Below are 17,303 nucleotides of genomic sequence, written 5' to 3'. Positions count from 1 at the left end.
GGCAGGAATTTTACCAGGCCGGCAGCGAATTATATGCCGCCGGTCTGGTCGGGAGATTACAGCCCCAACGCGGCTTTCATGGTGTAGTAGAGATCAGTCTGGTCGGTCAGGCCCACTACGTTAGCGGCATGCGGGCCGTAGGCAGCGATACGCAGCTGGGTGCCAGTATGCTCCATTGACTCCTCTTCCGAGTTACCGTAGCTCATCACCATCACTGACCCATCTTTGGTGTTCAACGCCTGCGTCAGGCCCGGCGCTTTGGTTTCCGGTGGAATAATCTGACTGGCGTGCGCGTGGTCAGCGGTGACGATCACCAGGGTATTGCCGTCTTTTTTCGCAAATTCCAGCGCTTTTTGCACCGCTTCATCCAGATCGACCGTTTCGCCAATCTGGCCGCACGGATTCGCCGCGTGATCCTGTTTATCGATCGACGCCCCTTCAACCTGCAGGAAGAAGCCTTTTTCGTTGGTGCTCAGCAGGGAGATGGCTTTGTCGGTCATCTGCGCCAGAGTCGGCACGCTGGCATCACGTTTCGGGTTCGGCGTACAGGTCACCGCTGGCTTATCCAGGTTGCCATGATAAGAGGCCTTCGGCCCTTCCCAACGAACCGGCATATTGCCGTCAGAGAACAGCCCCAGTAACGGTTTGTCCTGGTTAGCCTGAGTAATCGCCGCCAGCGTGGTGGCGTTATCCACTAGCTGATAGCCGCGCGCCTGCGCCTGCTCACGCAGGGTTTTACCCTGCCATTCACCCGCTGTCGCAGTTTCGGCGAAGGTTTTTGCGCCGCCGCCCAGCGTCACGTCTGCGCGGGCATTCAGCAGCTGTTCGGTAATGGACCCTTTACCGCCTTTTTCCAGCGCGTTAGTCGGACATTTTTCGCTGGTCACGCTCGGGCCGTAACACTTACGCGAAGTGACATGAGAAATCTGCGCTGCAGGGGTCGCATCCTGCAATTCGGCGGTAGACACGTTACCGGTCGCCAGGCCGGCCGCTTTCGCCAGCTCAAGAATCGTCTGGTGATCTTTTTCATGGATATCGACGCCCAGCGCGCCGTTATAGGTTTTCACGCCAGTACTCCAGGCGGTGGCCGACGCGGCGGAGTCGGTCACGTAGTCCGGCTTACCGGTCTTTTTGTTCAGCGCATAATGGGTGTACTGGCCGGTTAACGGCAGCGCGTCAATACCTTTAAAATAACCGCCCGCGCCTTCCGCGTAGTTACGCGCGGCGGTAATTTCAGAGTCGCCCATCCCATCGCCAATCAGCAAAATAACGTTTTTGGCCTGTTTATTATTTAAGGAGGCGCGAATCGCGTCGGTTTGATCGGCAGATAAACGGCGAGCACCGCCTGGCTGGGTGATGTCCCCTTGCGCGGCGCGGTTATCGAGAACAGCGGTAGAGGTCTCCGCGTGAACGGTAGGCAGACCCAGCAGAGGTAATAATGCGGCAACGATAGCACGGTATTTCACGTTAGTTTCTCCATGTATAAATACTTAAAAAAAAGAAAACATGGAGACTGTAAGAAAAGAGCGTGACAGTTTAATGACAGCGTGAAATAAGCAAAGACCTACTATTTTTCGGGGGCTAGAAATAACCGTTTAACATGGTTATATAATAATTCGCGATGATGATCGGAAGCATCTTCCGGCGGTGTAAGCTTATTCAACGTGGCGGCAATGTGGCTTTCCAGATCGGACTGCGGCTGCTGTTTCATATGCAGTAGCAGCGTAGTCACCACCACTTCCAGCGCATCAACCTGAATACGTAGCGCGTTTGCTTCATCTTCCTTTTCGGCTAGTTTTACCAGCAATTCAGCAATGAAATTTTTCATCGCGCGTTTTCCTTATGGATAGCGATGGGCTGGATGCAGGCCCTGAAAAAATAAATAGACCGCTAAAACATACGGTTCCATTCCCCTTTGGCAAGCAGGAATAGAATTACAATATCCAGACAATTCTGCAAGTGAAACCCGCAAAAATATAATCCTCATGAATATCATGGAATTAGTTTCATTTTTCGCCAGCGAAACGTTTCTCTCGCATAATAATGCAGGGCCATCGAACAAAGTTGAATAACAGTGGAATGAATCGATGGAAATAACGTTGTGCCGCTATTTCCATCGTTACCATGATATTACTGGCGAACCGGCTGGGTACGGCGGAGCATTACCGCCAGTTGCCATAGGTTAATCAGCACAATCACCGCGGTGGCGATAAATACCCAGCGGAATCCGGCCATTGCGGAAATGGATGCGCCAATCAGCGGCCCCGCCACATTACCCAGATACATAAACGACTGGTTATAGCCGAATATACGCCCGGTAACGCGCTCGCTAATATATTTGAGCAACAGCGTTTGTACCGCCGGCAGCATCGCGCCATCGGCGAAGCCAAGAATAAAACGGAGAATGCCAAGCTGTAGCGGCGTAGTCACAAACGACATGGCAAAGAACAGCACCACGGCAAAGACCAGCGTGCCCAGCAAAATGCGGGCCGTGCCAATACGGTCCCCGAGCTTGCCCAGCCTTGGTGCGGAAATCAGCGCCGATACGCCGGGCACAGCGGCAATCATGCCGCTTAAGAAGGCAATGTTAGTGCTATCCGGCGACATCGATTTAATAAACAGCGCCAGAATTGGGCTAATCGAGCCGTTACACAGCTGAATCACCATCGTCGTCACAAACAGGCTGATCACCAGCCCGGGATACGGCAGTGAGGCAAATACCGCCTTACCGCTCAGCTTCTCGCCTTTTTCCAGCACCGGGCGGGAGCCCTCTTTGATTAAAAACAGCGTCACCAGGAAGCTCACCATCAGCAGGAATGCGGTGATAAAGAACACCATTCGCAGCCCTACATGGTCAGCCAGAAAACCGCCGAGCAGCGGCCCGCCGATCACGCCGGTGATCTGCGCCGTCGAGAGGGTGCTGAGCGCCCAACCGCTGCGCTCACGCGGCACCTGCGAGGCCACAAGGGCCATTGCGTTAGGAATATAGCCGGACGTTAAGCCCATAATGGCGCGCAGGAAAAAGAGCTGCCAGACGTTGGTGGCGAAGGCCTGCAGGAGAATCGCCACCGCCATCCCGAGCGATGCGCGCAGCAGCATTAACTTGCGGCCTTTACGGTCCGCGAGGCTTCCCCACATTGGCGAAACGATCGCCGAAACCAGAAAGGTGACGCTGAAGGTCAAGCCTGACCACATGGACAGCGATTCGTGCGAGGTGACGCCAAGCTGCGCCACATAAAGCGGTAAAAAAGGCAAAATCTGGCTAATCGCTAGCCCGGTGAAAAAACAGCCGAACCAGACGGAAATAAGGTTAACCTTCCAGGATTCCATAACGACGCGTTTGACTTCAATTGACGGGAACAAGTTGTCAGGTTAGCAACTCGCTTCTCTCGCCGTATTGTCAGAGATGCTCAATCGATAACTTCAGGATTTTATCAGTCAACAAACGCATTTTTGTGATACATATCACGATAAAAATGCAGAACATTAGTGACTTATGCTTAGCACCTGAAGATGATTTGCGCGGAACGATATGGAAAAGGCAGATAGCCCGCATCGCCCGTGGTATGTTATGTGCTTTGCGTTTTGGAATGGATGGATTGAGAGAATGGCAAAGTTGCGGGTTGGGATTGTTTTTGGCGGAAAATCGGCGGAGCACGAAGTCTCCCTACAGTCCGCGAAAAATATTGTAGAAGCGATTGATAAAACGCGGTTTGACGTGGTGCTGTTAGGCATCGATAAACAGGGGCAGTGGCACATCAGCGATGCGCAGAACTATCTGCTCAACGCTCAGGACCCCGCCCGTATCGCGCTGCGCCCTTCTACGACGACGCTGGCCCATATTCCAGGCCGCGAACGCCAGCAGATGATCGACGCCGAAAGCGGCCAACCGCTGGATGCCATTGATGTGATTTTCCCCATTGTGCACGGCACGCTGGGGGAAGATGGTTCCCTGCAGGGGATGCTACGTATGGCAAACCTGCCGTTTGTCGGCTCCGACGTTCTGGGCTCAGCCGCCTGCATGGATAAAGACGTCACCAAGCGTCTGCTGCGCGATGCCGGGCTGTCTATTGCGCCGTTTGCTACCTTGACGCGCCGCAACCGCGACAATTTCACCTTCGACGAGATCAAAGCGAAGCTGGGTCTGCCGCTGTTCGTTAAGCCTGCAAATCAGGGGTCTTCGGTTGGTGTCAGCAAGGTCAACGATGCGGAGCAGTATGCGAAAGCCGTGGCGTTAGCCTTCGAATTCGACCATAAAGTCGTGGTGGAACAAGGTATTAAAGGCCGTGAAATTGAGTGCGCGGTGCTGGGCAATGACGACCCGCAGGCCAGCACCTGCGGTGAGATCGTGCTGAACAGCGAGTTCTACGCGTACGATACCAAGTACATTGACGATAATGGCGCGAAGGTGGTGGTTCCTGCAGCGCTTCCCGCCGAAGTGAACGATAAAATCCGCCATGTCGCGATTGAGGCTTATCAAACGTTAGGCTGTAGCGGTATGGCGCGCGTGGATGTGTTCCTGACTGCCGATAACGACGTGGTGATTAACGAAATCAACACCTTGCCTGGCTTCACCAACATCAGCATGTACCCGAAACTGTGGCAGGCCAGCGGCCTGGACTACACATCATTGATTACCCGCTTGATCGAGCTCGCGCTGGAACGCCATCAGGCCGATAAAGCGCTGAAAACATCAATGAACGATTAAGACGTGTTTGCGGGGCACGGCAACGCGCCCCGATAAATCCTGACCTTTTACTCTTCTCTGCGACGAATAATCAACCCTGCCAGCCAGAAGCTAATCACCCACGTTACCAGCCCCACGGCATAGGTTTGCCAGCCCTTAGCCTCAAAACCCAGCAGGCCAACAATTCCGTTAAGAATAAAGATAAGACCAATCGCAAATGCGTAGTAGTGCCAGTCGCGTCGGATTTTTACAGGCAGGTTCATAGCGGCTCCATCACAAAGAAAACAGGATGCCATAAACCCGCGACAACGTCTGTGGTGTGAACGGCAGTTAGCGAATGTTAATGGGATTTAACCTCAAGCTGAAGCGGGAAATGCGTAAATCGGACAGCAAAACCAGGAATATTCTGGCTCAAAATTTACCATAAATCCGATATTGACAATTCCTATCTACTGCCACACTCACCCCAGTAACACGCAATCATCCGTCTTCACGTGATCCTGGAGGTCCCAATGACAGATTTTACCTTGTCAAAACTCATGTTCAGTGGGAAGAAAAAGGCGTCCTCCGCGTCAGGCAACCTCGCGTACGCGCTTTTCGTCCTGCTGTGCTTTTCAGTAGGCGCGCAACTGCTATCGCTGGTGCTGCACGCTCCAGGTATCTATGAGCACCTGATGCAGATTCAGGATAGCGGCCGTCCGCGCGTGGAAATTGGCCTCGGCGTGAGTACGCTGTTTGGCCTGGTGCCCTTCCTCGCAGGCTGCGCCATCCTTGGCGTAGTTTCCCTGGTGCGCCGCCTGCGTCATCACGATTAATTCAGCGCCATGCATTTGGCCCGGCGCTCATCAACCCGTTTAGCAAACCACGCCGTGGTTAACTGACGGGTTATTTTCGGGCTCTCCAGCTGAATCCCCGGTAGCATCTCGCGGGCCAGCGGTTTACCCGCTTTTTGCTCGGCAATTTTATACACCCCTTTGTACAACGCGGTGCTTTCAAACGCCTGGCTGTCGCCTTTTTGTAGCTGACGGTGAATTTCAGCGTTGCTCAGCGACAGCTTGTCCGCCAGTTTCCTGACCGCTTTCTCCGTGCTGCCCGGCTCATCGCTGCCGTAAAGAATAACGTCGCCATCCAGCGCCAGTTTCACGCCGGTGGCTTTACTGACCGCATTCTGGAAAGCCGCATTACGGCTGGCGTACCAACCGGCATTAAAGTCGGCGTAGCGATAAACAGGCGCCGTGTAGCTCGCCGGGTAGTTAAGCAGATGGTAGGTGCCGAACCACAGACCGCCGCGCAGCGAGAACACCTCCTGGCGTACGGTACCCTCCATCTTCCACGGATAGTTATCCTGATGCTGTTCGGCAAAGGCGATGCTGACCTGCATCGGCCCGCCGGTGTGGACCGGGTTAAGCGAGCCAAACAGCTTCTGCCCCATCGGCACCATGCCGATAAAGTCGTCGAATATCGCACTCAGCTGTTTTTCGGTTTTCACGTTATCCAGCCGTTCGCTGTAGCTTTTACCGTTGGGCGAGTTGATTTTCAGCGCGGTGTGCACCAGGAAAACCGGGATATGCATCTTCTCCGCCCGGCGGTCGATCTCCTGCCAGGCGATTTTGCTCAGATTAGGTACCGACGGGTCGGACTGATAGTTCGACTCCTGTTGCGCGACCGCCAGCACCGAACAGATATTCTCCTCCGTCGGCGCCAGCTTCTGGCTCTCGAAAGTCTTCGCCAGCGCCTGCGCCCAGGCGTCTCTGTCCTTCACGCTGGCGGGCATTTTTTGCCGCACCACGCTTGCCACATCGACCGGTTCTTCGCCCTCTTTCAGCTGCGGTGCCTGCTGGCTGGTACAGGCGCTTAACAGCGCGGCGGCCAGCAGGGTCAGGGCAAACGAACGGTAACGCGTTGTGGCTATCGCCATGGGCTATCCTTATCAAAAATAAACGGTTTTCTTAACTTTGCGGCTGAACGATTTCATCCGGCAGATCTTTGTTATCCAGCTCTCGTTCGAAGCTGCGCAGACGTTTGTAGATAGACATCAGCTCCACCAGCGTGGTCCAGGAGCTGATCAAATACTGGAACGAACTACGAACCTGATCGAATACGTTACTGATCTGCGTCATCAGACCGAGCGTAATCGTACCGGCTACAATCGACGGAAACAGCAGGAACAGACCGAAAACGGTATCTGCCTGTATATACACGATGCGTGCAATATTAAAATATGTGTAATGGAAATAGAGTTTAAAGTAGTTATGGCGCACGGCGTCAAACAGCTCGCGTACCGTTGGTGGTGTAGCGCGATTAGGATCATCCTCGCCGTACACCAATTCCTTACGATATGCCGCTTCCACCCGTTGATTCTTAAAATTTAACCCCGGTAGCTTGATACCGACTATCGCCAGTAAACCGGTACCGAGCAACGACCAGATAATGGCGGCAATCACCAGACCATAGGGTATATACCCAACAATCGGCAGTTCACGTACATGTGGGGAAAGTGCGACCAGTACCGGCAGAAAAGCAATCAGTTTCATGATCGCGTTCAGCAGGCTAACGCCCATATCCTCAAGCGTAGAGGCAAAACGCATGGTATCTTCCTGCACACGTTGAGCCGCCCCCTCGATATGACGCAGGTGCTGCCAGTGCGCGATGTAGTATTCGTTCATCGCGGTACGCCAGCGAAAGATATAGTGGCTAATGAAAAAGTTACTCAATACGCCAATGACTACCGCAATAAAGGCGATACCTAAAAAGATTCCAATTTCCTGATAAAACTGGCCAATTGCGACCTTATGCGGCGCGGAGAGCGCTTTTTGAATCAGATCGTAAAACGGCGCATACCAGGCGTTCACTGCCACGCTCACTTCTACCTGAAACCAGGTGACAAAAATAATCAGCGCCGTGCCCAGAATCGACCAGTACTGCCAGCGGTGCGGGCTGCGGATAAACCAGTAGCCGGCAAATAGCCCGACGCACACCAGATAGTAGGCATAAAACACCAGGTAGTTCAGCGACCAGAAACGCGCCGCGCTAATCGGCACATCATTGCTCGCGCCGGTCAGGCGCAGCAGCCAGCTACCGCCGCCCACCTGCCAGAAAATCACCGCGACCATTGCCCAAATAAACGCCGAGAGAAAAAAGGGACCCGGCTTAGGGAAAAAAGACTTAAACATCGTACTCTCCTGCTAACTTCTTATGATTCTGCGTTGTGCTGTGACAACAGAATACCGCCACGGATCGTTTTTACCGTAAAGAGGTATTAGGCAATGTAACTGTGCAATCAGACCGAAAAATACCGCCAGAGTTCGCAGGCGGTCCACGTCTCTATCATACGCGTCGGATCACAAAAGCGCGTATCCACATCGCGGAATAATCATCGCGTTTACGCTCGGTTACGTTTTTCCCGCTATCATACCGTTTAATGGCGCTGTGCCTGATGCCGATTCGATGTATTTTTAGTATAAATACGCATTACTCTCCCATTTCAATTCATGGATGCTTCCGTTGAAACGTAGTCTGCTTTTTTCTGCCGCGCTGTGCGTGGCGTCATTGACCTCGGTGCAGGCAGCTCAGCCACAGCCGATTACCGCGCCCGCGTTTGCGTCCGATATTGTTGACCGATACGCTAACCATATCTTTTACGGGAGTGGCGCGACCGGTATGGCCCTGGTGGTGATCGACGGCAACCAGCGCGTGTTCCGCAGCTTTGGCGAAACCCGTCCGGGCAACAACGTGCATCCACAGCTTGACTCGGTGATTCGTATCGCCTCGCTGACGAAGCTGATGACCAGCGAAATGCTGGTGAAACTGCTCGACCAGGGCGTGGTGAAGCTCGACGACCCGCTGAGTAAATATGCACCGTCGGGCGCGAGCGTCCCGACTTACAACGGCACGCCAATTCGCTTAGTGAACCTGGCAACGCATACCAGCTCTCTGCCGCGCGAGCAGCCGGGCGGCGCGGCGCATCGTCCGGTCTTCGTCTGGCCGACTCAGTCGCAGCGCTGGAACTATCTGTCAACGGCAAAACTGCACGCCGCGCCGGGCTCGCAGGCCAGCTACTCTAACCTGGCCTTCGACCTGCTGGCCGACGCGCTGGGCAACGCCGCGCACAAACCCTATCCACAGCTGTTTGAAGAGCAGATCGCGCGCCCGCTGGGCATGAAGGACACCACGTTTACGCCGTCGCCGGACCAGTGTGGCCGCCTGATGGTGGCGGAGAAAGGGGCCAGCCCGTGTAATAACACGCTGGCGGCCATGGGCAGCGGTGGCGTGTACTCTACGCCGGGCGATATGATGCGCTGGATGCAGCAGTATCTGTCATCCGATTTCTACCACCGCAGCAGCCAGGCCGACCGGATGCAGACGCTGGTCTACAAGCGTAGCCAGTTAACCCGCGTGATTGGCATGGACGTGCCGGGCCGCGCCGACGCGCTGGGCCTCGGCTGGGTGTACATGGCGCCGAAAGATGGTCGCCCTGGCATTATCCAGAAAACCGGCGGCGGCGGCGGCTTTATCACCTATATGGCGATGATTCCGCAGTCTAACGTCGGCGCTTTCGTGGTGGTGACCCGCTCGCCGTTAACCCGCTTCGTCAATATGAGCGACGGCATTAATGAATTAGTGACCGAGCTCAGCGGTAATAAAGCCAACGTTATCCCTGCCTCTTAATATTCCGAAGGCAAACGCGTAATACCGACGAGTTTGCCTTTTTCCATCTGGATATAATCGCCCTGGCGCAGCGCGGCTAACACCTCGGCTATCACCGAGCGCGATATTCGCGTACGTTGCTGAATATAATTCAGCACGCCAATACGTGCGCGAATATTATCGTCCCAGTTGCGCATCATTAATAATGTGGCACGAATCTGATGATAATGGTTAGCGCCAATTAACTGCTTATCGCGTTGTTCCAGCAAACGCGTCTGCCAGGCCATCCAGTAAAACGCTTCTCGCCAGAGCTGATAGCGGTCAAGGCATTGTAGGGTCTCTTTTGCCGGGAGGTAGTACCCCCGGCATTCGGCTTCGGCTGTGAGCGAATAACGGTTATGAATGGGGCTGGCCGCCGCGGCCAGACCAAAAATCGACGGTCCCTGAACCAGGCCAAAGAGAACGTTGTGCTCTTCGCGGCGTAGGGAAACCGCCCCTTTTTGTACCACGATGGTCATCTCCCCCAGGGTGCTGTCAACTGGCAGCACACTCTGCCCTGGTTGCAGATTAAAGCTCACGCCACGTGGCGCCAGATGCTTATCGAGCGCGATAAATTCGGCGTGTGGTTTACTGAGATAAGGCATGCGATGCAATCCGTGCAAATATCCCCCTCTTCGTGATGGGGATAATGTCCTAAGATATACAGAATAGTTCCGGTTCTGTATGCGCCAGGTCCGAAAAAGAACCTGATGAACATAATAAAAAACTTTCCCGCTGAGTAAAGTAAAAACTTTTAAAAATCGTTTTAAAAAAACCATTACCCCAATATGAAAGATGAAAACAAAAATATTAAATATACTTAATCACAAAATAATAAAAATTAAGTATTCATTCCACTCATGAGGTATTAAGCAATATCCGTTCGTCGCGTTCCATGCCGCCTGGCCGTACGATGAGCATAACCACCACTTTAGTAAAACATCTTTACCCTGATTCGGTTACAATAGTGGTCTTATTTCACAAACATCAGGCATACCATGACAGACTTACTCCATCGCCCCCGTCGCCTGCGCAAATCCGCTGCGCTGCGCGCCATGTTTGAAGAGACAACACTGAGCTTAAACGACCTGGTGTTGCCGATCTTTGTTGAAGAAGAAATCAACGATTACAAAGCCATCGAGGCCATGCCGGGCGTGATGCGCATTCCAGAAAAACATCTGGCGCGCGAAATTGAACGCATTGCTAACGCCGGTATCCGTTCGGTGATGACCTTTGGCATTTCTCACCACACCGACGCCACCGGCAGCGACGCCTGGAAAGAAGACGGTCTGGTGGCGCGTATGTCGCGCATCTGCAAGCAAACCGTACCGGAAATGATCGTCATGTCCGATACCTGCTTCTGCGAATACACCTCTCACGGCCACTGTGGCGTGCTGTGCGATCACGGCGTGGACAACGACCTGACGCTGGCTAACCTCGGCAAACAGGCGGTGGTTGCGGCGGCGGCGGGTGCCGACTTTATCGCCCCTTCCGCGGCGATGGACGGCCAGGTACAGGCTATTCGCCAGGCGCTGGACGCGGCGGGCTTCACCGATACCGCGATCATGTCCTACTCCACCAAATTCGCCTCCTCCTTCTACGGCCCGTTCCGTGAAGCGGCCGGCACCGCGCTGAAGGGCGATCGCAAAACCTATCAGATGAACCCGATGAACCGCCGCGAGGCGATTCGCGAATCACTGCTCGACGAAGCCCAGGGCGCCGACTGCCTGATGGTCAAACCAGCGGGCGCCTATCTCGATATCCTGCGCGATATCCGTGAACGCACCGAGCTGCCAATTGGCGCCTACCAGGTTAGCGGCGAGTACGCGATGATTAAGTTTGCCGCACAGGCCGGCGCCATTGACGAAGAGAAAGTGGTGCTGGAAAGCCTCGGCGCCATCAAACGCGCGGGCGCGGACCTCATCTTCAGCTACTTCGCCCTCGATTTAGCCGAGAAGAAAATTCTGCGTTAATCCCCCCAACGCCCCGCCATGCGGGGCGTTTTGTCATAAAACGTCACCAAACTGCCATCTAACCGACATCTCCCCCTTCTACTGTCACAGCAGGACAGAGGAGGAGCCACTATGTTTAGTCTCGACAATGTCATCGACGACCTGTGGCCAGAGGCGAGGCCCGCCCCCTGGCAAAAGAGCGTGCTGAGAAAACTGCTGCATGAAGAAGAGTTTCAACAATTCGCGGCACGCCACCGGCACCTGAAAGGGCTGGATACCGTCGAACAGGTGCTGGAATACCTCAATATCCACTGCGATCTCCCACTACGCAGTCTCGAACAAATCCCCGAACAAGGTCCGCTGGTGATCATCGCTAACCATCCTACCGGCACGCTTGATGGTCTGGCCCTGCTCTACGCCGTTTCCCGCGTGCGCCGCGACATCAAAGTGGTCACCAACCGGATGCTGACGCACCTTGAACCGCTTAGCTCACTGTTTATTCCGGTGGACAATATCAACGGTCGCACCGCTAAAGCCGCGCTCCAGCAAATGGACAGCCAGTTGCAAAACGGCGGCGTGCTGATTTTCTTCCCGGCAGGCGAAGTGTCGCGCCTGACGCGTCGCGGCATTCGCGATAAAAAATGGCACTCCGGTTTTATCAAGCTGGCGGCGAAATACCGCGCCCCGCTGCTGCCAGCGTGGATTGATGCGCGCAACAGTGCGCTGTTTTACGCCAGCACGCTGATGTCGCAAAACCTGCCGCTGCTGCTACTGATGCAGCAGATGTTCCGTCGCCGTAACAGCAGCCTGCCGTTAACGCTTGGTGAACAAATTTCGTGGTCCGCCTGGTTTAATCCGCAGTCCACGCCGCGTGAAATGACAGACCGGTGCTATCGCCACGTCCAGCGGTTAGGCAAAGGGCTGCCGGGCCTATTCAAAACCGAAAGCGCGATTGCTCGCCCGGAGGCGCGCGCGTTGCTTAAGCGCGAGTTCAACCAGGCGGAATGTCTGGGGCGCACGGCGGACGGGAAAATGATCTATTTATGGCAACGTAACGGCCAGGAAGATGCGCCGCTGCTGCGCGAACTGGGCCGTTTGCGTGAAATCGCCTTCCGCGCAGTCGGTGAAGGTAGCGGCAAACGCCGCGACGTTGACGGTTATGACGACGACTATCTGCATCTGATTCTATGGGATGAAGAAGATCTGGAAATCGTCGGTGCCTACCGCTTTATCCCTACCGCCATGCAGCTGGAAAAACGTGGGCTGGACGGCATCTACAGCTATAGTCTGTTCCACTACGATGAGCGGATGGATGATATTCTGCAACACGGTATTGAACTAGGACGCAGCTTCATTCAGCCGCGCTACTGGGGACGCCGTGGGCTGGACTACCTGTGGTCCGGCATCGGCGCGTATCTGGCGCGCTATCCGCACTACCGTTACCTGTTCGGTCCGGTCTCTATCTCCGGCGGGATACCACCGGCGGCGCACGACCTGCTGGTTGCCTTCTACCGTCTGTGGTTCCCGGCAACGCATCCGCTGGCGGAATCGCGCCGCCCGTACCCGGCGTCGTTACCCGACGTGCTGGCGCAGTTTAGCGGCGAAGATTACAGCGAAGACCTGACCCGGCTAAAGTCGCTGCTCGGCAACCTTGGCTGCGGCATTCCGCCGCTGTACAAGCAATATTCCGAAGTCTGTGAAGCGGGCGGCGTGCAGTTTATCGATTTTGGCAGCGACCCGGACTTTAACAACTGCGTGGATGGGTTGGTACTGGTGGACTTAACCTATCTGAAGGCCAATCGCTATCAGCGCTACATTGCCGCACATTTGGGTGAATAGAGCCCTCTCCGGACCGGGAGAGGGCCTGGATGAGGAGCGGATTACGCCTCATCCTCCGCTTCCAGTTGCGCAAAGCCGCCGTGCCCCTGCCAGCCTTCGAGCCGTTGATACACCACTTCGACCGCGTCTTTAATCGCCTCGGTCATCGGGTAATAGAAGCCGACGATATCCGGCTGAATGCCGAGGAAAACCACCTCACCCACGTCATCTTTCAGCTGATCCACCAGGTAGTTCAGCGGCATATTATGGGTGGTCATCATAAACATCTCGGCGATATCGTCCGGATCGATGATGCGGATCTCGCCGGGATTCAGCCCCATGTCGGTGGCGTCGACAATCAGCAGACGATCGGGATTCAGCTCGCGGATCGCGACGATGTCATTTTCCGGCGCGCTGCCGCCGTCAATCACCACCCACGCCCCTTTCGGTTGGGCGAGGCACTTTTCCGCCAGCAGCGGGCCCGCGCCGTCATCGCCCATCATGCTGTTGCCGACACAAAGTAAAACGTCAGTCATGGTTATTCCTCAATCTTGCAAAAATCAGTCACGCAGGCGACGCACCATCAGATAGATGGCGCTCTCCTGATGAATCGCGTGCAGCATATTGAGCATGGCCTGACTCCACTCCTGCTGCTGCGTGGTTTGTACGGCGCGCGCTTTATCAAAGGCGTGGGCCAGCATCGACACATGGTTGCTGTCGATAACAATCTCACCGTACTTCGGCACGCCTTCCATTTTACGTCGCGCCGTACTGCCCTCTTCCAGGGTGGCGATCCACGCCCGGTAGTCGTCCCACGGGCAGGTCAGCGCGGCTTCGAGGCAGTCGATGACCCCGAGGTGGTGGCCAATCGCCAGGCTGTAATAGACAACCTGCTGCGCCTCGTCGGGCGTCGCATCGTTCTCATCAATAAATTTACGGCTCAGTTGACTGAACACCACCTGTTCGCTCATCGAATACGTGCCTCTTCTACTACATGGTTAAGCTGCGTGACGATTTCCGTCAGACGCGGATCGTTTTCCGTCTCCAGCCACTGCTGAACCTGAGCATCGCCCTGATTCAGACGCAGCATATAGTCGTCGGCAATCTGACGACCGTAGCGATAGCCCGCCAGGCGGCGCGCGGCGCGGTCAACCTGCACACGCAGCGGTTGGACCATGTCCGGATGCAGCAGTTGCGCAGGCTGGGCGTCCAACTCACCCGGCGCGCGGGCGTGGATTTTCTGCTCCAGCAGGCCCAGCGCCATGGCAAAGCCGTACAGCGTCGCCGCAGGCGTTGGAGGGCAACCCGGAATATACACGTCTACCGGTACGATTTTGTCGGTGCCGCCCCAAACGCAGTACAGGTCATGGAAGATACCACCGCTGTTACCGCACGCGCCGTAGGAGATACAGATTTTCGGATCCGGCGCAGACTGCCAGGCGCGCAGCGCCGGCGAACGCATGGCGCGAGTCACCGCCCCGGTGAACAGCAGAATGTCGGCATGACGCGGCGACGGCACCACTTTAATGCCAAAACGTTCGGCGTCGAACAGCGGCGAAAGCGTCGCAAAAATTTCAATCTCGCAGCCGTTACAGCCGCCGCAGTCCACGCGGTAAACATAGGCGGAACGTTTGATGTTTTTCAGCAGCGACGCTTTCATGCTGGCGATAGATTCCTCTACCGTCATCGGCACCGGCATGCCGTTGGCGTCGCGTGGCCCTATTAAGTTGCTCATCAGATGGCCTCATTCATGTGGCGAGTCATGTCAATACGGTCGGAAGGCACCAAACATTTCTGACGCTTACATTCCGGGCAGGTCTCAAAGCTTTCACGGTGATTTTCCGCGCGGCTGTCGCCGTTGTGCTTGAGCAGCGCAATGGCGTAATCAATCTCTTTTTGCACCGCAAACGGACGGTTACACACGCGGCAGTTGCAGATATCAAAGCGCGACTGCTGGAGGAAATCTTCTTTTTTCCACACCGCCAGCTCATACTCCTGCGACAGCTTAATTGCCGCCGTCGGGCACACTTCTTCGCAGCGGCCGCAGAAGATGCAGCGACCGAGGTTGAACTGCCACGCCAGCTGATTAGCGGCGCGATCGGTTTCCACCGTCAGCGCGTTCGACGGGCAGGCGTTAACGCATGCCGCGCAGCCGATGCACTGCTGCGGATTGTGTTCCGGCTTGCCGCGGAAGTTTTTATCTACCGGCATCGGCTCTAACGGGTAGGACGATGTCGTCGTGCCGGTTTTGATGACTTTTTTAATAAAGGTAAACATAGTTGCTCCCAGCTTGCGTGCGGGGTTTTCCCCTCACCCTAACCCTCTCCCTAAGGGAGAGGGGACCGATCGGCGCGGTCAGTCAGTTCGCGCTCGATCTGCCCTTCCCCCTCGCCCCTGGGGAGAGGGTCGGGGTGAGGGGAAATCCCCCACGCAATGCCCCAATTATTTCAGCGGCGAGTTCTTACGCTCGATGCTGTAGCGCTCAAGCTCTTTGTACGGCACGACCTTGCTCTTCTTCTTACGCACATCGACCACAGTCATACGGTCAGTACAGGAGTAGCAAGGGTCGAGGCTGCCGATAATCAGCGGCGCATCGGACACGGTGTTGCCGCGCAGCATGTAGCGCAGAGTTGGCCAGTTGGCGTAGGTTGCCGCACGGCAGCGCCAGCGGTACAGCTTCTGGTTGTCGCCGGTCATGCTCCAGTGGATATCGTCACCACGCGGCGCTTCAGAGAAGCCCAGCGCGAAGCGGTGTGGAATGTAAGTGAAACCTTCCACCGCCAACGGGCCGCTCGGCAGGTTATCAAGGCCGTAGTCAATCATGTTCAGCGCGGTGAACACTTCGTTGATTCGCACCTTCAGACGGGAAATAACGTCGCAGCCCTGCTCGCTGTGCACTTCCATCGGCAGCAGACCGTAGCCCACGAACGGGTGATCGGCGCGGGTGTCACGGGCGTGGCCGCTGGCGCGAACCATCGGGCCGACGTTGCTGAAGTCGCGGGCGATTTCCGGATCCAGGCGGCCGATACCGACGGTGCGCTGTTCCATGTTCGGGGTGCTCAGCAGAATATCCACCAGATCCTGCACGTCACGACGCATCTGCTGCGCCAGTTGACGGGTCTGGATCATGTCGTCTTTCAGGAAGTCGCGACGGATGCCGCCAATCAGGTTCAGACCGTAGGTTTTACGCGCCCCGGTGAGGATTTCCGCCATTTTCATGGACGCTTCACGCACGCGGAAGAACTGCATAAACCCGGAGTCGAAGCCGGTGAAGTGGCACGCCAGGCCAAGGTTCAGCAGGTGCGAATGCAGACGCTCCACTTCCAGCAGGATGGCGCGAATCATCTGCGCGCGTTCCGGCACCACGATACCCATCGCGTTCTCGACGGAGGTGGTGTAGGCGGTGCTGTGGGCAAAGCCGCAGATGCCGCACACGCGGTCGGACAGGAAGGTCACTTCGTTATAACCCATGCGGGTTTCCGCCAGTTTTTCCATGCCGCGGTGGACATAGAACAGACGGTAGTCGGCGTCGATGATGTTCTCGCCGTCAACGAACAGACGGAAGTGGCCCGGTTCATCGGAGGTGACGTGCAGCGGGCCAATCGGCACCACGTTGTTCTTCTTGCTGCCCAGCTCGTTGATGAACTCGTAGGTTTCCGCGTCGGTGGTCGGCGCCGGACGCTGACGGTAGTCCATGCTGTCTTTACGCAGCGGATACAGCTCGTCCGGCCAATCATCCGGCAGCACCAGACGACGCTCATCCGGTAGGCCGACCGGGATCAGACCGTACATGTCGCGCACTTCACGCTCGCCCCAAACGGCAGCAGGCACGCGCGGCGTGACCGACGGGTATTCCGGTTTATTGGCGTCCACTTCCACGCGCACGGTGATCCAGCACTTAGTGCCTTTCTCCATCGACAGCACGTAGTAGACCGCATAGTGTCCATTCAGTTTACGTTCATCGTTGCCGAACAGCACCGACAGCCAGCCGCCCTGCTGGTAGTAAAGAAACTCGACGACTTCCGGCAGGTAGTTCACCTTTACGGTAATCGTTAACTGGTCTTTGGTCTGCCAGGCTTCGTCCAGCACCACGCCCGGGAAGGCCTGGTGCAGCGCAGCGAGGTAGTGTTGACCCACTTTTTCTTCAGACATGCTCAAAA

The 17,303-nt window shown here is 55.7% G+C and carries 17 protein-coding genes; 5 read left to right on the top strand and 12 right to left on the bottom strand.

What is annotated here, in order from left to right; translation table 11 throughout:
* Positions 1 to 56 precede the first annotated feature (56 nt).
* From phoA to K7B04_RS10900, 3 genes are all read right to left on the bottom strand, one after another.
* Positions 57 to 1,484 (bottom strand): alkaline phosphatase, encoded by a 1,428-nt coding sequence (gene phoA, locus K7B04_RS10910; protein ID WP_223804149.1) that lies wholly within the window; start codon positions 1,482 to 1,484, stop codon positions 57 to 59.
* An 83-nt stretch (positions 1,485 to 1,567) separates the two neighbouring features.
* On the bottom strand, positions 1,568 to 1,828 hold the full coding sequence (locus tag K7B04_RS10905; protein WP_064547820.1) for a sigma-S stabilization anti-adapter protein IraP: 261 nt from the start codon (positions 1,826 to 1,828) through the stop codon (positions 1,568 to 1,570).
* Between the two features lie 302 nt (positions 1,829 to 2,130).
* Entirely contained in the window at positions 2,131 to 3,330 is a 1,200-nt protein-coding gene (locus K7B04_RS10900; protein WP_163445881.1) for a multidrug efflux MFS transporter, read from the bottom strand.
* Between the two features lie 277 nt (positions 3,331 to 3,607).
* On the opposite strand from K7B04_RS10900, the gene ddlA reads away from it, so the two are divergent.
* The gene (gene ddlA, locus K7B04_RS10895) at positions 3,608 to 4,708 is read left to right on the top strand and encodes a D-alanine--D-alanine ligase (protein WP_223804012.1); all 1,101 of its coding nucleotides are present in this window, start codon (positions 3,608 to 3,610) and stop codon (positions 4,706 to 4,708) included.
* Positions 4,709 to 4,755: 47 nt separating this feature from the next.
* Here ddlA and K7B04_RS10890 read toward each other — a convergent pair whose 3' ends face one another.
* Positions 4,756 to 4,950, bottom strand: a complete 195-nt coding sequence (locus K7B04_RS10890; protein WP_065357860.1) for a DUF2754 family protein — start codon at positions 4,948 to 4,950, stop codon at positions 4,756 to 4,758.
* Positions 4,951 to 5,199: 249 nt separating this feature from the next.
* Between K7B04_RS10890 and K7B04_RS10885 the strand changes: the two genes are divergently transcribed.
* The gene (locus K7B04_RS10885) at positions 5,200 to 5,502 is read left to right on the top strand and encodes a DUF2755 family protein (RefSeq protein ID WP_064547813.1); all 303 of its coding nucleotides are present in this window, start codon (positions 5,200 to 5,202) and stop codon (positions 5,500 to 5,502) included.
* Here the strand turns inward: K7B04_RS10885 and K7B04_RS10880 are convergent.
* Both K7B04_RS10880 and sbmA read right to left on the bottom strand, forming a co-directional pair.
* Entirely contained in the window at positions 5,499 to 6,605 is a 1,107-nt protein-coding gene (locus K7B04_RS10880) for a DUF1615 domain-containing protein (protein WP_223804011.1), read from the bottom strand. The genes K7B04_RS10885 and K7B04_RS10880 overlap by 4 nt on opposite strands.
* A gap of 31 nt (positions 6,606 to 6,636) precedes the next feature.
* Positions 6,637 to 7,860 (bottom strand): peptide antibiotic transporter SbmA, encoded by a 1,224-nt coding sequence (gene sbmA / locus K7B04_RS10875; protein ID WP_163445878.1) that lies wholly within the window; start codon positions 7,858 to 7,860, stop codon positions 6,637 to 6,639.
* Positions 7,861 to 8,191: 331 nt separating this feature from the next.
* Here sbmA and ampH point away from each other — a divergent pair, with 331 nt between their 5' ends.
* Positions 8,192 to 9,355, top strand: a complete 1,164-nt coding sequence (gene ampH / locus K7B04_RS10870) for a D-alanyl-D-alanine-carboxypeptidase/endopeptidase AmpH (protein WP_163445877.1) — start codon at positions 8,192 to 8,194, stop codon at positions 9,353 to 9,355.
* Here ampH and K7B04_RS10865 read toward each other — a convergent pair.
* Positions 9,352 to 9,978 (bottom strand): helix-turn-helix domain-containing protein, encoded by a 627-nt coding sequence (locus K7B04_RS10865; RefSeq protein WP_163445876.1) that lies wholly within the window; start codon positions 9,976 to 9,978, stop codon positions 9,352 to 9,354. The two genes, ampH and K7B04_RS10865, sit on opposite strands and share 4 nt — an antisense overlap.
* Before the next feature lie 393 nt (positions 9,979 to 10,371).
* On the opposite strand from K7B04_RS10865, the gene hemB reads away from it, so the two are divergent.
* Both hemB and K7B04_RS10855 read left to right on the top strand, forming a co-directional pair.
* A complete protein-coding gene (gene hemB, locus K7B04_RS10860; protein ID WP_163445875.1) occupies positions 10,372 to 11,346 on the top strand; it encodes a porphobilinogen synthase in 975 nt (324 codons plus the stop codon).
* Between the two features lie 111 nt (positions 11,347 to 11,457).
* Entirely contained in the window at positions 11,458 to 13,164 is a 1,707-nt protein-coding gene (locus K7B04_RS10855) for a GNAT family N-acyltransferase (protein ID WP_223804010.1), read from the top strand.
* A gap of 41 nt (positions 13,165 to 13,205) precedes the next feature.
* Here the strand turns inward: K7B04_RS10855 and hycI are convergent, their stop codons facing one another.
* From hycI to hycE, 5 genes are all read right to left on the bottom strand, one after another.
* Positions 13,206 to 13,679 carry a hydrogenase maturation peptidase HycI gene (hycI, locus tag K7B04_RS10850; protein WP_223804009.1) on the bottom strand — a complete coding sequence of 158 codons (474 nt, stop codon included), beginning with the start codon at positions 13,677 to 13,679 and terminating at the stop codon, positions 13,206 to 13,208.
* 24 nt (positions 13,680 to 13,703) lie between these two features.
* Positions 13,704 to 14,114 carry a formate hydrogenlyase maturation HycH family protein gene (locus tag K7B04_RS10845; RefSeq protein WP_163445873.1) on the bottom strand — a complete coding sequence of 137 codons (411 nt, stop codon included), beginning with the start codon at positions 14,112 to 14,114 and terminating at the stop codon, positions 13,704 to 13,706.
* Positions 14,111 to 14,878, bottom strand: coding sequence for an NADH-quinone oxidoreductase subunit B family protein (locus tag K7B04_RS10840; protein ID WP_167576556.1), 768 nt, complete (start codon positions 14,876 to 14,878; stop codon positions 14,111 to 14,113). Before K7B04_RS10840 ends, K7B04_RS10845 begins: the two co-directional genes overlap by 4 nt.
* Positions 14,878 to 15,420 carry a formate hydrogenlyase complex iron-sulfur subunit gene (locus K7B04_RS10835; protein WP_064547792.1) on the bottom strand — a complete coding sequence of 181 codons (543 nt, stop codon included), beginning with the start codon at positions 15,418 to 15,420 and terminating at the stop codon, positions 14,878 to 14,880. Before K7B04_RS10835 ends, K7B04_RS10840 begins: the two co-directional genes overlap by 1 nt.
* 165 nt (positions 15,421 to 15,585) lie before the next feature.
* Complete coding sequence (hycE, locus tag K7B04_RS10830; RefSeq protein ID WP_223804008.1) at positions 15,586 to 17,295, bottom strand: formate hydrogenlyase subunit HycE; 1,710 nt, start codon at positions 17,293 to 17,295, stop codon at positions 15,586 to 15,588.
* Positions 17,296 to 17,303: the final 8 nt, after the last annotated feature.

This window comes from Kluyvera sp. CRP (genome assembly GCF_019930565.1).
In the GTDB taxonomy this organism is placed as follows: Bacteria; Pseudomonadota; Gammaproteobacteria; order Enterobacterales; family Enterobacteriaceae; genus Kluyvera; species Kluyvera georgiana_A.
Note: the sequence above shows the minus strand (reverse complement) of the source record. Positions and strands in the feature narration are given on the sequence as shown.